General features: G+C 37.8%; 16 protein-coding genes. 6 read left to right on the top strand and 10 right to left on the bottom strand.

Going from position 1 to position 15,401, the window contains the following annotated elements:
- Positions 1-130 precede the first annotated feature (130 nt).
- From AEA09_RS12055 to AEA09_RS12045, 3 genes are read right to left on the bottom strand one after another with little or no spacing between them, the layout of a single operon-like run.
- The gene (locus AEA09_RS12055; RefSeq protein WP_053584075.1) at positions 131-1,399 is read right to left on the bottom strand and encodes a PTS ascorbate transporter subunit IIC; all 1,269 of its coding nucleotides are present in this window, start codon (positions 1,397-1,399) and stop codon (positions 131-133) included.
- Between the two features lie 28 nt (positions 1,400-1,427).
- Positions 1,428-1,691 (bottom strand): PTS sugar transporter subunit IIB, encoded by a 264-nt coding sequence (locus tag AEA09_RS12050; RefSeq protein ID WP_053584074.1) that lies wholly within the window; start codon positions 1,689-1,691, stop codon positions 1,428-1,430.
- Positions 1,688-2,146, bottom strand: a complete 459-nt coding sequence (locus tag AEA09_RS12045; protein WP_053584073.1) for a PTS sugar transporter subunit IIA — start codon at positions 2,144-2,146, stop codon at positions 1,688-1,690. The genes AEA09_RS12050 and AEA09_RS12045 overlap by 4 nt, the downstream gene beginning before the upstream one ends.
- A gap of 309 nt (positions 2,147-2,455) precedes the next feature.
- Here AEA09_RS12045 and AEA09_RS12040 point away from each other — a divergent pair, with 309 nt between their 5' ends.
- Both AEA09_RS12040 and AEA09_RS12035 read left to right on the top strand, forming a co-directional pair.
- Positions 2,456-3,721: a M48 family metallopeptidase gene (locus AEA09_RS12040; protein WP_053584072.1), complete on the top strand. Its 1,266-nt coding sequence runs from the start codon at positions 2,456-2,458 to the stop codon at positions 3,719-3,721.
- 129 nt (positions 3,722-3,850) lie between these two features.
- Positions 3,851-4,660 (top strand): YitT family protein, encoded by an 810-nt coding sequence (locus AEA09_RS12035; protein ID WP_053584071.1) that lies wholly within the window; start codon positions 3,851-3,853, stop codon positions 4,658-4,660.
- Positions 4,661-4,780: 120 nt separating this feature from the next.
- On the opposite strand, the gene AEA09_RS12030 is transcribed toward AEA09_RS12035, so the two are convergent.
- The 6 genes from AEA09_RS12030 to AEA09_RS12005 all read right to left on the bottom strand — a co-directional run bounded on the left by AEA09_RS12030 (position 4,781) and on the right by AEA09_RS12005 (position 8,695).
- Positions 4,781-5,131: a GIY-YIG nuclease family protein gene (locus AEA09_RS12030; protein WP_053584070.1), complete on the bottom strand. Its 351-nt coding sequence runs from the start codon at positions 5,129-5,131 to the stop codon at positions 4,781-4,783.
- Positions 5,132-5,147: 16 nt separating this feature from the next.
- Complete coding sequence (locus tag AEA09_RS12025; protein ID WP_053584069.1) at positions 5,148-5,903, bottom strand: DUF2087 domain-containing protein; 756 nt, start codon at positions 5,901-5,903, stop codon at positions 5,148-5,150.
- A 123-nt stretch (positions 5,904-6,026) separates the two neighbouring features.
- Positions 6,027-6,902 carry an ABC transporter permease gene (locus tag AEA09_RS12020; RefSeq protein WP_053584068.1) on the bottom strand — a complete coding sequence of 292 codons (876 nt, stop codon included), beginning with the start codon at positions 6,900-6,902 and terminating at the stop codon, positions 6,027-6,029.
- A complete protein-coding gene (locus AEA09_RS12015) occupies positions 6,902-7,822 on the bottom strand; it encodes an ABC transporter ATP-binding protein (RefSeq protein ID WP_053584067.1) in 921 nt (306 codons plus the stop codon). The genes AEA09_RS12020 and AEA09_RS12015 overlap by 1 nt, the downstream gene beginning before the upstream one ends.
- Positions 7,819-8,244, bottom strand: a complete 426-nt coding sequence (locus tag AEA09_RS12010) for a DUF3021 domain-containing protein (RefSeq protein ID WP_053584066.1) — start codon at positions 8,242-8,244, stop codon at positions 7,819-7,821. The genes AEA09_RS12015 and AEA09_RS12010 overlap by 4 nt, the downstream gene beginning before the upstream one ends.
- A 1-nt stretch (position 8,245) precedes the next feature.
- Positions 8,246-8,695 carry a LytTR family DNA-binding domain-containing protein gene (locus AEA09_RS12005; RefSeq protein WP_053584065.1) on the bottom strand — a complete coding sequence of 150 codons (450 nt, stop codon included), beginning with the start codon at positions 8,693-8,695 and terminating at the stop codon, positions 8,246-8,248.
- Between the two features lie 210 nt (positions 8,696-8,905).
- Between AEA09_RS12005 and AEA09_RS12000 the strand changes: the two genes are divergently transcribed.
- Positions 8,906-9,913, top strand: a complete 1,008-nt coding sequence (locus tag AEA09_RS12000; RefSeq protein ID WP_053584705.1) for an AbrB family transcriptional regulator — start codon at positions 8,906-8,908, stop codon at positions 9,911-9,913.
- 629 nt (positions 9,914-10,542) lie between these two features.
- On the opposite strand, the gene AEA09_RS11995 is transcribed toward AEA09_RS12000, so the two are convergent.
- Entirely contained in the window at positions 10,543-12,237 is a 1,695-nt protein-coding gene (locus tag AEA09_RS11995; RefSeq protein WP_053584064.1) for a methyl-accepting chemotaxis protein, read from the bottom strand.
- 258 nt (positions 12,238-12,495) lie between these two features.
- On the opposite strand from AEA09_RS11995, the gene AEA09_RS20500 reads away from it, so the two are divergent.
- The 3 genes from AEA09_RS20500 to AEA09_RS11985 all read left to right on the top strand — a co-directional run bounded on the left by AEA09_RS20500 (position 12,496) and on the right by AEA09_RS11985 (position 15,329).
- Positions 12,496-12,618: a hypothetical protein gene (locus tag AEA09_RS20500; protein ID WP_281176723.1), complete on the top strand. Its 123-nt coding sequence runs from the start codon at positions 12,496-12,498 to the stop codon at positions 12,616-12,618.
- A gap of 124 nt (positions 12,619-12,742) precedes the next feature.
- Positions 12,743-14,551 (top strand): ribosomal protection-like ABC-F family protein, encoded by a 1,809-nt coding sequence (abc-f, locus tag AEA09_RS11990; RefSeq protein ID WP_053584063.1) that lies wholly within the window; start codon positions 12,743-12,745, stop codon positions 14,549-14,551.
- A complete protein-coding gene (locus AEA09_RS11985; RefSeq protein ID WP_053584062.1) occupies positions 14,538-15,329 on the top strand; it encodes a GNAT family N-acetyltransferase in 792 nt (263 codons plus the stop codon). The genes abc-f and AEA09_RS11985 overlap by 14 nt, the downstream gene beginning before the upstream one ends.
- Positions 15,330-15,401: the final 72 nt, after the last annotated feature.

Below are 15,401 nucleotides of genomic sequence, written 5' to 3'. Positions count from 1 at the left end.
TCGTTCCAGACGTGATGTAAATACAAAGGAGCTTTTCATAGTAAGTTAAAACGAATCAAGAGGAATAGCTTTACCAAATAAACTTGTTAATATCTTTAAGGAAGAAACATATTCGTCTATGGCCACACTATTAAACCGCGCCAAATAATTTCAAAATATTAATAATGAGGATACCTACAATACCGAAGTCTGAATCGCCGAATGTTGTGCCTTCGTAACCAATATCACCCATGAATATAAGTAGGATCGCTGGCAGGAAGCTGATGATTATTCCATTCGCGAATGAACCAGCCATAGAGCCAATTCGTCCGCCAGTCGCATTCCCGAATACACCTGCAGCTGCACCTGTGAAGAAATGGGGAACTAGACCGGGTACAATAACCTTTAAACCTAGGAGAGGGAGGGCAAACATTGACAGTATTCCTGCTAGGAAGCTAAATAAGAAACCGATAATCACTGCATTGGGTGCGAAAGGAAAAATAGTTGGGCAATCTAATGCAGGTTTTGAATTGGGTACGACCTTATCTGCGATGCCTTTAAATGCGGGAATAATTTCTGCAATGAGCATGCGCACACCTGCTAAAATGATGTAAACACCCGCCGCAAATGTGATAGCTTGAATAATAGCAAAAACGATGAAGTTAGAACCGCCAGATAATTCTGCTTCAATATAAGATTGACCTGCAAATAAAGCTACTATGATAAAGAATAAAGTCATGGTTAAGGAAATAGCTACGGACGTATCTCTTAAAAATCCAAGAGATTTAGGTACTTTGATATCTTCCGTTGATTTTCCTTTGTTTCCAAAAATTTTGCCGATTTGAGCAGATACGTAATAACCCACACTCCCGAAATGGCCGACAGCAAAATCATCGCTACCTGTAATTTGACGTACAAATGGTTGTAACATAGCGGGAAATACAACCATACAAATGCCTAGTAAAATAGATCCGATAATTATGAGCGGAGCACCACTCATGCCACCAACTGAAAGTGAAGCAGCGATTAAACAAGCCATAAATAATGTATGATGACCAGTTAAAAAAATGTATTTTAAAGGCGTAAATCGCGCTAACAATAAGTTCATGACCATACCAAATACCATAATCATAGCCGTAGCTGTACCAAATTCCGTTTGAGCTGCTGCTACAATAGCTTCATTGTTCGGGATAACCCCTTGCACATTAAACGCATGATCGAACATTTTACTAAAATGATCTAATGATCCAATCAGAACTGCTGCCCCTGCACCCAATATGACAAAGCCCATTATTGTTTTTAACGTACCTGAAAGAACTGTTGAAGCTGACTTCTTTTGGATTAGTAAACCAACCAATGCGAATAGGCCAACTAGTATTGCTGGTGTTCCTAAAATGTCATTTACAATAACATCTAACATACCAACACCTCATCCTATCCAATTATTTTTAAAACAATGGTTCAAGCTTCGATCTAATCTCTGAAATACTCATCATATTAACTATGCTCACTATTTTCCCTTTACGTTCATCTAATTGCTCGACAATATCTCCTGCACCAATATAAATATCAGCCTTTTCAGCTTTTGCTGATGCTAAATCCGTGTGAGTTACCTCTGCCGTTTTTCCGAGTTCAGTGAGCGCTTTTTTTACATTCAATTCCATAATGAAGCTACTGCCTAATCCATTTCCACACACCACTAAAATTTTCACGATTTCCTCTCCTCTGTAGAATATTGTTTTAAATTTTTTAGAATATCATCTGAATGCTGGCACGCAATAATGTTATCGATTTGAGTGGGTTCATATAAAACTTGTGTTAAATCTATTAATGCCTGTAAATGGGATTCACTATCCGTCGCAGCTAAGACAAAGATTAAGAAAACAGGTTTATCTGGTCCGAATAGTACAGGCTTTTGTAAGCTTAATAAGCTCATGGATAATGCTTTAACACCTTCAGTTGGCCTTGCATGTGGAATAGCGACTTTTGGTGTAAGTACAACATAGGGCCCATGTTCTTCGATGGAATGAATCATTGCTTGTATATAGCGGTTTTCTATTTTATTTTGCTGCAACAGAGGTGCGGAAGCTAAGCGAATAGCATCTTGCCAGTTATCTACTTCGTTGGCAATTTGAATCGTATCCTTATTTAGTAACTCAGTTAGCAAAAAGTAATACCTCCTTTCTATAGAATTCTAGAACCCTTCTATTCATATTATTAATGCGAGGTAAGCATTTATGTCAGTAATAATCATATTTTTAGATAAATTGTTGAATGATGGGTTTGGCATCAAAAGTTGGAGTTGATCCTAAATTTTTTTTGATATCGACGGTTCTAAAAATGTTTTGTGAAGGAGATAGTGCCCCTAAGTGAAAGTAGTATTTAGTAAGATGAAAAAACATGGACAAAACTGTTCTAACTTTTTCGATTTGGCTTAAACTTACTATAGGACGAACTATGCAAGGGAGGAAATAACATAGCAAAAAAGTGGGGAATTGTAGCGCTGTTGTTATTTGGACTGTATGTAATTTTCATGTATATGTATATTTTTCATATTGGAGGGGGCTCAATACCACAAGCTTTGAAAGGGACAGCTGCGGATCCCGCAATGTTTATGTCTGAGCGAGAATTAAATCTTAGTGGAGAGTATTCACAAATACGAAATTTTCTTTTCTTTGTCGTGACGCCGTTAGAATGGCTTGTTTATCTATTTGTTTTGCTGATGGGGCTTTCACGGTGGTTTGAAAAAGTAGCGACGTCACAAACAAAATGGACACTATTACAAAATGCGGCTTATTTATTTTTGTTATCACTGTTTTTGTATCTGGTGTTATTCCCTATAGATTACTACCGCTATGCCTTAAGTAAAAAGTATGGGATTAGTACACAAGACTTTTCTTCTTGGATGAGAGATGGTGTCATTGATTTTTGGGTAAACTTTGGCATGATGGTTATCATTGTGTCGGTGCTCTATTGGCTCATCAAAAAGAGTACAAAAAGATGGTGGCTATATGCTTGGCTATTAACAATTCCTTTTTCTATTTTCGTGATGTTTATACAACCTGTAGTCATTGACCCTCTGTATAATGACTTTTATCCACTGAAAAATAAAGAATTAGAGGAGAAAATTCTAACACTCGCTGAACAAGCAAATATTCCATCTGAGCATGTCTATGAAGTGAATATGGCGGAAAAGACCAATGCATTAAATGCCTATGTGACAGGTGTAGGGAGCAATTCTAGAATTGTACTGTGGGATACAACCTTAAATCGCTTGACCGATAATGAAATTTTATTTATCATGGCACATGAAATGGGACATTATGTTGAGAAGCACATTTATTTTGGCATGGCTGGCTATCTATTAATGACGTTGGTTGGGCTTTGGATAACCGCAAAGCTAATGACGTGGATGATTGCACGTTATGGGCGGGTATTAAATATTAAAAAGATAAACGATATACGTTCATTGCCACTGTTTTTACTCATTACTTCTGTTTTACTATTCGCATCTAGTCCTATCTCCAATTATTATTCGAGATACCAGGAAACTAGGGCTGATGAGTATGCAATTGCATTGACTGGTCAAAATGAGGCAGCTGTGACGGCATTTCAGAAGCTGACGAAAGCTGGGTTAAGTGAAGTGAACCCACCTCTTCTTGTGAAATTGTTCCGCTATTCACATCCAACGATGCTCGAAAGAATTGATAAAGTAGCTGAAAAAGAAGGACAGAAAAAATAAGTGTGACTGTCATTTTGAAAAGATCGAATTGATTGAAATAGATTTACGTTTTTTGTATGCAAAAGTTGGGTATTCTAATTAGAAAATACATCAGAATTTTTTTCGCTTAAGAATGGTAGGGGAGTCGTTATGCGCAATATTGTAATTGTTACGTTTGGATCCATTTTGATTGGCTTTGCTTATAACTTTTTATTAATTCCTCATGAAATTCTTAGTAGTGGATTAAGTGGGATTGCCATCATGTTGGGTTTAGTGACGCCAGTGAATACCGGTGTTTTAAATTTTTTATTAAATCTACCGTTGCTTATTTTAGGGGTAATGAAATTAGGAAAGAGATTTATTGGTTATACAATTCTCTCGGTCGTAGTTGTCTCGGTTAGCTTATATATCATTCCCGTTTATAAAATGACGAATGAGCCATTATTAGCATCTATATTTGGTGGAGTTATTGCCGGCGTTGGGGTTGGAATTATTTTTCGTGCCTCAGGATCATCTGGTGGCTTTGACATCGTAGCAATGCTTTTAAATAAGAAAAGAGATTTACCTTTAGGTGCACTCATTTCTGGAATGAATGCAGTAGTTGTCTTGATTTCAGGTTTCATATTTAGCTGGGATGCAGCATTATATACACTGGTATCGATTTACGCGACAGGTAAGGTAATTGATACGATTCATACAAGTCATATTAAACTCACGCTGATGATTGTTACGAGTAAAGGAGAGGAAGTAAAGAAGAAGCTTCTGGGGAGCCTTTATCGTGGTGTGACGATTATGGATGCAGAGGGAGCGTACACAGGAGAAAAAAGAAAGGTGCTTTTCACGGTTATCACGCGCTATCAACTGGGGGAAGTGAAAGACATGATTAAAGAAGTCGATTCGACAGCATTTGTAAACATAACGCAGACAACAGAAGTTATTGGCATGTTCGACCGAGGGTGAAACAGGGATTTACTTACTTGAAAAAATAAACTCGATTCTACGTTGAGAGAATCGAGTTTATTTTTATTTTATGATGTAATACAAGGAATAGAAAAGCGTTAAGAAATGTATGTACATTCCTCATTTTTTTGAATTATAGCCTTTTTCGTCAAAAGGCTGTAAAGTGTCTAACCACTTTTCTTCTAGCTTTTCTAACTCTTTTTTTGCATCGAAATAGCCATCTTCTTTTTTCTTTAAATATTCCACCACTTCAATATCAAACGCATCGGCACCAAATGTATTGTAGTCAGCTTGCAAAGCCTTATTCGTATGTGTGTTCGTTTTTAGCATAAACTGAAAGCCGTTTAATCGTTTTAAATTGTTGAAACTTCCGACAACCACTTTACCATTTTGTTTGTTAGTCATCGTAAATACGCCAGCTTCAATCGGTGTATCTTTATATAACTCTTTCAACTGTTTTTTGTGATCCATAATCAGTCCTACTTTCTTATTTTTTTAGCCAATAAGTACTACCATCATCTTGGCGGTCCATAAAGCCGTATTCAATTAAATAACGACGAATTTGTACATAGTCTTCATAAATTGGTTGAATAATTTCGTTTAACTCTTTTTCTGTATACTGTTTGGAGTCGTCTAGTAATTTTGAAATAGCCCGAAGCACGACAATTTTATGTTTTTCACGTTTTGGAAAGCGAACGAGTTGCTGTCCAATGCCATTTGGAAAATACTTTTCAAGTAGCTCTTGCTCTTCAGAAAGCGTGACATCATAACGCTCATCGACCATTGTAGCGGTTTTATGAATCGGTACATGGCTATCTTCTTTTTGATCTTGTTCTTTTAATAATTCCATCATCGCAAGAAATGTTTTTGCCTGACGCTCCTTTTCTTTTAGAGCGAAGCGGTGATGACGAATTGTCGTTGCACTACCAATTTCTAATTCCTCTTTAATCTCTTGATCGGTTTTCCCCTCATAAAATAATCGTAAAATGTTATTTTGATGGTCTGTTAAGCCCGTCATTTTTTTATTTAAGCTAATTAAATAATGGAAAACTGACTTATGCTCAGTTGTAATATGGTGTTGCATATATTTTTCAGCCTCATATAAAAGGCCGTCTTGCGGATAAATGATGCCTTTTTCAATGCCTTTTCCGCACAGTAGGCAAGTAAATTGCGATGATTCATCCGTATAGCCTTGTTTAATATCATCCAATGTCGCTTGCCAGAATAGTTGATCTAAATCCATTGTGTAACCACCTTTTGCAAACGAATATTAAATTCGTTTGCTTATTTATATACATAATAACGAATCGTTTGTTAAAAATCAATAAAAAACACATCGCCTTTCGTTAGCGATGTGTAAAGAAGCCTATTTGTTTTTCTTTTTAAAGATCATAATCGATAAAACAGAAAGAACGACAATTGTAACAAGAATGATGATGATGCTCATAGAAGAACTTAGTAAATGGCCATTTATATCGTAGACAACCCCGTAATTTAATTTATAAGCTTCCACGTCAGCTGCTGGAACGCTGTCAAAAACAGTAGCAAAGGAGTTTTGCATAAAGGCTTCTCGTAAAAGCACAGTAGTATGGCTAATTGGAAAGTACATGACCAAATTTTGCGCAAAGCCAGGTAGCACGCCAACTGGCACGTAAACACCACATAAGAATCCAAGGACAGTTCCGACAAGTGTGCCAAGTGTTGAAAAAGAATTTTGTGTACGAACAAACAATACAAGGAAAAGATTGAAAACACTCGCTAGAGAAACCGATAATAGTAAGATTGCAAACACTTTGGCGAACTCAGCAAAGCCAAGTAAGTTGCCGCCTGTTGCGACGATGAAAATTTCACAGCCAATAAGGGCAGTAAAGGAGAAGACAAGCCCAATTAGAAAAGCATTCGCGACATAACTAAATTGAATGGTTGATCGGGATACAGGGGCGGTTAAAAAGTCCGCTGTTGCCTTTGTTTCGATATCCTTTACAGCAATACCGAAGGCGGCAAGTGTTGATGTCACAGCAATCATTGACAATAGTCCGGCGACGAGCCATTCATTGACCATTGTCACCATTTCAGGTGTTGCCATTGCTATCTGTTCAAGCCGATCAATTTGCATTTTTTGTAGAAAGATTGCGTAGAGGGCAACTACAATGATAACGGATAATAGTGAGAAAAAGACTTGTGTTTTATCTCGGCGAAATACTTTGTTATTACGATTAACTAAGCTGAGAAATGCGTTCATTAGGCAGCCCCTCCGTCTTCCATAATGTGAATAAAGACATCATCCATCGTTCCTTTAATGACCTCAAAGGATACCAATAGTGGTTCAGCCTTTTTCAGTAATGTCAGTGCATGTAGTGTTGAATCCACTTTGATGGTGTAAATTCCTTGTTTCTCAGTGTAAGTAAGCTCGTTTTCAAGAAGCCATTTTTCGCCGTCTTTCTCGTTTTGAAATACTAAAGTCATCTGGTCATACGCATATGTCGTTTTGAGTGCATCTGGTGTGCCTTGTGCAACGATTTGACCCTTTTTTAAGACGATGACGTGGTGAGCAACAGCTGCTTCTTCCATATAATGTGTCGTTAAAAAGATCGTCATATTGGTTTCTTGTTGTAATTTTTTGATGGCCTGCCACACGAACTGACGTGTTTGTGGATCTAGTCCTGTTGTAGGTTCATCTAAAAATAAAATTTGTGGCTTATGGATCAAGGCACGCGCGATATCTGCCCGCCGTTTTTGCCCACCAGATAGCGTACCGTACTTTTTCTTTTCAATATCTTCTAGATGGAGGTACGTAGAGACGAACTGATAGTTTGCAGTAAGTTCAGTTTTTGTTAATCCATAGGTCTTTCCGCGGTGCATAATATTTTCATAAACTGTGAGACGCTCATCGAGTAAGCTTTGTTGAAAGACGACACCGATGGACTTTCGAATATCGGCATTATCATTTTTGGCATCGAGTGTGAAGCCGTTAATGTTAACGGTACCACTTGTTTTTTTGAGTAAAGTACATAAAATTTCAATTGTCGTGGATTTTCCTGCACCGTTTGCCCCTAAAAAGGCAAGAAGTTCCCCTTTTTTGACCTCAAAGGAGATCCCCTTGACTGCCTCATGCTCACCATATTGCTTTCGTAAATTTTTAACTTGAATAGCAATTGTCATCGAAGGGTTCCTCTTCTCTTTTGAATAGATTTGTTTATTTCCTGAATATCTCGCTTTAATAACACACGTATAATACACCAAGTGATTATATAAATAATGACCACAGAAAAAAGGACACCCACAATTGTGGAAATATCTGAAATGTCATACCACTGGCCGAAGTAACCAGCTATTAACACACAAATGATAATTGCGATAAAGTGAATGCATAACAAAACCGTAAACGGTAAGCGCTCTGACTCTAAAATAAGTGAAATCAAACCAATAACTATGCCCATTACCGCAGCAATCGCTATTTGTTCTAATAGTTCTGCTCCAGACATCACTGCGTTCGGTTTAGAAAACACACTTAGTGACATTAACACATAGGAAGAACTTAGTGAGATGAGTAAACCGATGATCATCATACGTAAAGCATGCATATTAAAATTCCCTCCCAATGCCTAATTGACGTTTTAAGTCTTTTAAATACTTACGGCTGACGTGAATAGAGACATCGTTATCGAGTAATAATTCCGTCGAGCCGATTTTGCCCATTTGTATAGAGGCAATTTTATTGATGTTGACGAGTGAGGATTTACTAACTCTTGCGAAGTCTTTAGCAAATTGCATTTCCAACTCATATAATTTGCGCTTCGATTCGAATTCCTGTTCTTCAGTTTGCAAAAACACCTTCGCACCCTCCGCATAAATTGAGTAAATATCACTAATTTTCAACATGTAAATTTCCTGTTGTATATAGCCGTCAATCATCGTGGATTGTGTTGCTTGTAATTGCTTCATCAGTTTTTCAATTTGTTCGTTATACTCTTTTGCATGGATGTGAATCTCAGTTTCTTGAAGCTCACTATTAATCGTTAAATGAATTTTCATTAGAGGCCCCCTCCGTTAATGTAACTTTAACATAGAAGATTTTGGAAATGATATGTTGGTTGATAAGAGGTTGTAAATGATCTGTAACAGGTTATTTTTAGCACATATAATGCGTGGTACATATGTTGCTAGAAAAATATTTACGTTCCCTGCATAATAGAACTATACGAACGTAAGGGGTTGGTGTAGGTGAATAAGGATTATAAAACTATGCTCATTACGTTATTAGTTGGCTATTTTGGTGTATTACTGTTTCGTTTTTTACATATTCCGATGCCTTGGCTACTCGGAGCGATTACAGCGGTACTTTGTGTGCAGCTATTTACGACGGTGCAGTTGAAATGGCATAAATTTTTTCGTGATTTTGGTTTAGTCGTTGCAGGTTACTCAATAGGGTATGCGTTTACGCCAGAAGCACTTCAGGATATTCAGCGGTATCTTGGTAGCATGATTGTGCTGAATATCCTCTTTATCTTGTTATTTATCGGCGTTAGTTTTTTAGTTGCTAAGCGAACGGATTTAGATTTGGCGACGGCACTGACATGCTGTGTGCCGGGCGGTATGACACAGATTGTGGCGTATGCTGATGAACAGGGAGGCATGGATATTGCGGTAATTACCTTTTATCAAGTGCTGCGTGTGCTACTCATTGTTAGCTTTGTACCGTTATTGGTGGCTGGTTCAAGTGTAGGTGGCATTACTGAGGATGGGTATTATGCATGGGGCCTTATCGGTTTGCTTATTGTTTGTGGTCTAGCTGGGTGGCTTGCACAAAAGGCGAGGATACCGACAGGCTATATGCTTGGTCCAGTATTTTTAATGATGGGCTTGAATCTAGCGGGGGTTGATGTACCAAAGTTGCCACTTTCCTTACTGCATGTTGCACAGCTTGCTATTGGCATTTATATTGGACTCTTACTGAAAAAAGAAGATTTGCATTTATCGAAGCAACATATTTTTTATGCTTTCGTATCAGCGGGAATTTTTATTGGCGCAACGTATGGTTTTACATTCGGGATGGAGGCATTATACGGGCTTGATTTTGGGACGGGCTTTTTAAGCATTGTGCCAGGAGGACTTGACCAAATGGGCATTATCGCAGCCTCCGTTCATGCAAATGTCACGATTGTTACAGCGTTTCAGCTCTTCCGTGTGCTTGTGGTGTCAATTTTGATTGTACCAATGGTAAAGTTTTTTGTGCAGAAATTAAGATCATAGTTTGGCTATGTGTAAACAAAATGCGCCTTCTCCATTTAACAGTGGGAAGGCGCATTTTTTAGATGGCATAATGATGATCCATGCGAGTACCTGTACGAATTAAATAGATAATAAACCAGAACATGATGCTAAACGCATACATAGCCATGGCAACGGTTAAAAGATTTTGTACTTACAAAGGTGTGTGTATTAAAGTGGCTATGCCGATACAAAAAAAAATTCAGAGGAAGCCCTATGTGGCAGAATTTCCAAATACAAAGCGGGATGGCAATAAGACTAACTCGTTTAGCAGATGGCTAGTTTGCTTTTTCTAAAGCAGCAATGATAAGAATCTAGCCAACAAAATCAGGAAGGATATCAAATGGAATGTTAGTACTTAGCCAAATAAATAGAAAGGATAGATTCGCTTTGTGGAATGGGAATCGGTGTTGGATGGTATTACTGTAGTATATAAATATACTACTACAAACAATCGTCGTCGCTAAAAGTAGGAGTGCGATAAAACGTTTACTCAATAAGATTCATCTCTGATACTACATATTTATTTAATTATTACATGTATAAAATGGTGAATAATTAGGAAAAGGTTGCTCATCATCATATTTACTGATGATTGACAACCTTTTTAATTAATATTTAAACTGAAGAATTAATGTTTGGAGAGTCTCGGCGTTCTTCGCTAACCGATTTGCGGCTCCGTTAATGTCTTCCATTGAATGCAGATTAGATTCGGCAATTTGAGTAACGCTATTTGCCTGCTGACCAGCACCACTTGCGATTTCTGCCATCATTTGTGTAGAGGCATTAGCTTGTTCGATACGAGCATAAAGCTCTTCGGCAATGCTTGACACCTCTTGGATTTTATTGGTTACGAGTGTTACTTTTGTTGTAATTTCAGCAAATGCGACGCTTGTTGTGTGCACGATATCAGCACTTGCTAATGCTTCCTGCTCACTTTGTTGCATATGCTCACTTGCATCCTTTGATAGCTGTTGCATCGTATGAACCGTATTGGTAATTTGTGCAGCTGAGGTTTTTGATTGCTCAGCTAGCTTGCGTACCTCCTCGGCAACAACGGCAAAGCCTTTCCCATGTTCACCTGCACGTGCGGCTTCAATAGATGCATTGAGTGCCAGTAAATTTGTTTGATCGGCTATGGCATGAATGACTTCAACAATTTTTCCGATGTCATCAGCATGTGTGTTAAGCGTAGTTATCGAGCTTGTACTGTCATGCACGGCGTTTGTCATTGTCATCATCTGCGCTTGCATTGCTTGGACGGTTTCTTCGCCGTGCTTTGCTGTGTCAAATGCATCAGATACATATGTTGAAACTTCTGCATTGGCTTCTGTGACAAGATGAATGCCACTTGCAATGTCCTCCATTGCTTCTGCATTTTCATTGGCACCATGTCTTTGCGTATCCGCACCGCTCGCTAGTTGCTGCATACTTGCAGTCATTTTTTCAGTTGTCGCAGTAGAGGAAGCTGCCGTTGCAGAAAGCTCTGCTGAAGAAGCGGATACTTGTGTTGCTGTGTCATTTACGTCTCGCATCATCGCACCAAGTGTGGCTAGCATTGCATTAAACGCAGTAGCAACTGCGCCAATTTCATCTTTAGAGGAAACTTCAAGCTGCTGAGTTAAATCGCCTTTCCCAGCAGATATCGTTTCAAGCTGCACGATTAAACGTTTCAGTGGCTTCACGATGCCCCGGACAAATAAAATGCCAGCAATTACGGCAATAATCCCGGCAATTAGTGCGAGGGCAGCCATTTTTAGAAGCATTTTCTGTGCTATTGCATCAATTTCAGAAGAGGGAACACCGGCAAACAACATACCGATTGTTTTACCATCAGCACTCTTAATCGGTTTATATTGTGTTAAATAAGGTTCACCGGCAACTTGGGCTGTGCCGTTATAGTTATTGCCTTGCTGCAGCACGACCTCTGTGACAGTTGAATCCGCTGTTGTTCCAATCAAACGCTCGCCATTCACTTGAATATTCGTATTTATACGTGTATCGCCTGAGAAAATAGTAATGGCTGCATCAGACAATTCTCCTAACTTGTCAATTAATGCTGTTTGATCGGCAATTTTTGCATTACCTTTAAATAGCTCACTATTTTCTAAGTGCCAGTCTCCTGGTAATGTCCTATCTAAATTGTATTGGCTCAAAGCAAAAATTTGTCCAAGACGTGCATTGTATTCCTCTACTAATGTGCTTTTCATTTGGCTTGTATTGACTATGCCTACAGTAATTAATACGAATAGAAGGATAGCAATAATCAGCGAGCTCAATTTGTTTTGCATACTTAAATTTTTCATCAAAGTTCCTCCAGGTTTTTGGCACATGAATTAGGCAGTAAGTATAAAAATAAAACTCACTGCCTGCTTATGATTCATTTAACTATAAAGAAAATAAAGGAAAAATATTTCTGTTTTTAGTATATAACTACTTTTTTTGTTTGTATATTTATTTAGTTTAAAAAACTGAATTTTTAAAAAATAAATAACTTTCTATTTTCTCGTTCCTGTGTCTTGTGCTACAATGATTATAAATATTTTGAACGGAGGTGAAGAGGAATGAATCGAAACGCTACTGGAACAGGTGTGAAAGTTGATAAAGCTATGTATTTTGCACGTGTACTTATTTTCGATTTTGCGACTGACGGGACAGGTCTGTTCATTTTTAGCAAAATTAAATAGTAAACGTAGCGGATTAACCATTCTTTTTCACAATTAGGATTTCTGAAAAAGGCTGCTTGTTAATGAAGCAGCCTTTTTTGTGTTGAAAAATGCTCTTTTCGCTCGTTTTATGGAGGGAAAAACGATGCAAATTAAGGCAGAAAACATACAAAAAATATTGGGTGGCAATATAATATTCGAGGGACTTCAATTTGAGGTAAATCATAGTGAACATGTGGCCGTAGTTGGAGCAAATGGCTGTGGTAAAACGACACTCTTACAACTTTTATCGGGGATTGATCTACCTGATGGGGGGCGTATTATTAAAAGTAAAGAGGCGACGATTGGTTATCTCCATCAAATACCGAGTTATCCATCGTTTACAGCAAAGGAAGTTTTAGAAGAGGCATTTATTGAGATTTTTGCGTTGAAAGCAAAGATGAAACAGTTAGAGCATGAAATGCAGAAGGATAAAATTGACGATAAAATATTGCATCAATACGGTCATGTGCAGGAGCAATTTGTACAGCGAGGTGGCTATGAAACTGACGCCCAGCTTGCGGCTATTGTAAATGGCATTGGCATTGCTCATTTACTTGAACAATCATTCGCAAATTTGAGTGGTGGGGAAAAGACAAAGATAATGCTTGGACAAATTTTGTTGAATAATTCTTCTATCTTATTATTAGATGAACCGACGAATCATTTAGATATGAAGGCGATTGAATGGCTCGAAAACTATGTGCAAAATTTTGTCGGTATTGTGATTGTCGTATCGCATGATCGTCAGTTTATGAATAGAATGGCACAAAAGATCATTGAAATTGAGGATGGGGCTGCCTGCACATATTTAGGAAACTATGATGCATTTGTAGCACAGAAAGAAGCGAAGATTGAACAACAATTCGCTGAATTTGAGGAACAGCAGAAGAAAGTCAAAAAAATGCAGGAAGCAATTAAACGCTTAAAGCATTGGGCTAATGAAGCAAATCCACCAAGTGAGTCTTTGCATCGCCGGGCGAAAAGTATGGAAAAAGCGTTAGCGCGCATTGAGCGAGTAAAAAAGCCAACGACCACAAAGAAAATGAATTTAGCGTTAACAATGGCTGAGCGGAGTGGCAAGGAAGTCGTTCAATTGAAGGATATCTGTCATGCATTTGAAAAAACTTTATTTAAGAAAAGTCATTTATCGGTTTATTTTGGAGACCGAGTAGCGATTATTGGTGATAATGGCAGTGGCAAATCAACCCTACTTAAAATGATTTTACAAGAAATTGAGCCAGATAGCGGTATATGTAAAATTGGTAGTAACGTAAAAATTGGCTATCTCTCACAACAATTTGAGCATAAAAATCCAACTATTCGTTTGATTGATGCTTTTCGTGAGTACGTCTATGTATCTGAAGCAGAAGCCCGTCATATTCTCGCACAGTTTTTATTTTACGGCTATGATGTATTCAAGAAAGTAAAAGATTTAAGTGGCGGCGAAAAAATGCGACTGCGTTTAGCACAGCTAATGCACGAAGATATCAATTTATTGTTACTAGATGAGCCGACGAATCATTTAGATATTGAGTCTAGGGAAGTGCTAGAGGATACATTAGAATCCTTTGAAGGAACGATTATTGGAGTGTCCCATGATCGGTATTTTTTACAAAAAATCTTCAAGAAAATTGCTTGGATTGAGCATGAAGAAATTACGATGTTCGATGGCGATTATGAATGGGCGAAAATGAAGCGACAAGCGCAAGAACATAGTCAATCGGCGGACAACAAGCCAATGAAAAAAAGAGGACCTGCAAAAGGAAGTCCATTAGAAGAGCAAATTGAGAAACTCGAAAATAAGCTTAAAGAATCGTTACTTGCTAAAGAGCAGCGACAAAAGTTAGAGCAAAGACTTGAGGCTTTATACGTAAAATGGATAGATGGGGGAGAAGAACATGCTTCAAGTTGAAGAGATTATGCAGTTAGACAGTGATTATATTAAGAGCTTTAGTCATGTTGAAAATTGGGAAGAGGGAATGTTATTTTACAATCAGGAGATGCCAACTTATTATGACGCTAATCATGCACATATTTGGAGAGAAATAAAGGATGCTCATTCATTTTTAACAGATATAAAGCAATTTTATGGAACAAAGGGTCTTGTGCCAAGAATGTATTTGTACAATATTGAGGAAAATCAACATTGTGTAGAAACTTTACAAGAGTATGGTTTTCAATATGAAACATTCACAGATGAAATTCAGCGCTGGAATGGTAATTTTGTAAATTTGTCACCTGCACCTGAAATAAAAATCGAACATGTTACAGATGCAAATTTAAGTGAAGCTTTAGCCATTGAAATGAGTATCTCAACTTTTGGAGAACCAGCGTTAATAAAGGAAGCATTTTTACGAACATATCATTCGCCTCATTTTACGTATTATTTACTAAGAGTGGACGGCGTAGCGTGTTGCACTGCGAATGTTTTTACGACAAAAAAACAGGGGAGAATAGAGAGTGTAGCAACATTAGAAAGCTACAGAGGTAGAGGATTAATTGGCTATTTATTGCAACATATTCAGAAAGAATCTGTTAAGAAAGAGTTAGAGCATCTATGGATACTACCAATTAGTGAACAGGTCGCGAAGGTATATGCCAAGGCTAATTTTGAATCAGTCCTTACAATGACCTCTATCCATGCCTTTATCGAGGGGAAAAGTATTCAAGAAATTCGACAGGGGAAATAATACTTTTGATAGAAGTTTTAAAATAGTATTCAACAATATCCATCGTAAAATTCGTCTAGTCTAGACTAATAA

This window comes from Lysinibacillus contaminans (genome assembly GCF_001278945.1).
In the GTDB taxonomy this organism is placed as follows: domain Bacteria; phylum Bacillota; class Bacilli; order Bacillales_A; family Planococcaceae; genus Lysinibacillus; species Lysinibacillus contaminans.
This window is presented reverse-complemented; position numbering and strand designations above follow the sequence as displayed.

Bases quoted from the DNA above. Each gene is read 5' to 3' on its own strand.
- AEA09_RS12005 (WP_053584065.1), bottom strand. From the start codon at position 8,695: ATGAAAATTCATTTAACGATTAATAGTGAGCTTCAAGAAACTGAGATT.
- AEA09_RS11985 (WP_053584062.1), top strand. From the start codon at position 14,538: ATGCTTCAAGTTGAAGAGATTATGCAGTTAGACAGTGATTATATTAAG.
- abc-f (WP_053584063.1), top strand. From the start codon at position 12,743: ATGCAAATTAAGGCAGAAAACATACAAAAAATATTGGGTGGCAATATA.
- AEA09_RS20500 (WP_281176723.1), top strand. From the start codon at position 12,496: ATGAATCGAAACGCTACTGGAACAGGTGTGAAAGTTGATAAAGCTATG.
- AEA09_RS12015 (WP_053584067.1), bottom strand. From the start codon at position 7,822: ATGACAATTGCTATTCAAGTTAAAAATTTACGAAAGCAATATGGTGAG.
- AEA09_RS12025 (WP_053584069.1), bottom strand. From the start codon at position 5,903: ATGGATTTAGATCAACTATTCTGGCAAGCGACATTGGATGATATTAAA.
- AEA09_RS12035 (WP_053584071.1), top strand. From the start codon at position 3,851: ATGCGCAATATTGTAATTGTTACGTTTGGATCCATTTTGATTGGCTTT.
- AEA09_RS12000 (WP_053584705.1), top strand. From the start codon at position 8,906: ATGCTCATTACGTTATTAGTTGGCTATTTTGGTGTATTACTGTTTCGT.
- AEA09_RS12010 (WP_053584066.1), bottom strand. From the start codon at position 8,244: ATGCATGCTTTACGTATGATGATCATCGGTTTACTCATCTCACTAAGT.
- AEA09_RS12020 (WP_053584068.1), bottom strand. From the start codon at position 6,902: ATGAACGCATTTCTCAGCTTAGTTAATCGTAATAACAAAGTATTTCGC.
- AEA09_RS12030 (WP_053584070.1), bottom strand. From the start codon at position 5,131: ATGGATCACAAAAAACAGTTGAAAGAGTTATATAAAGATACACCGATT.
- AEA09_RS11995 (WP_053584064.1), bottom strand. From the start codon at position 12,237: ATGAAAAATTTAAGTATGCAAAACAAATTGAGCTCGCTGATTATTGCT.
- AEA09_RS12055 (WP_053584075.1), bottom strand. From the start codon at position 1,399: ATGTTAGATGTTATTGTAAATGACATTTTAGGAACACCAGCAATACTA.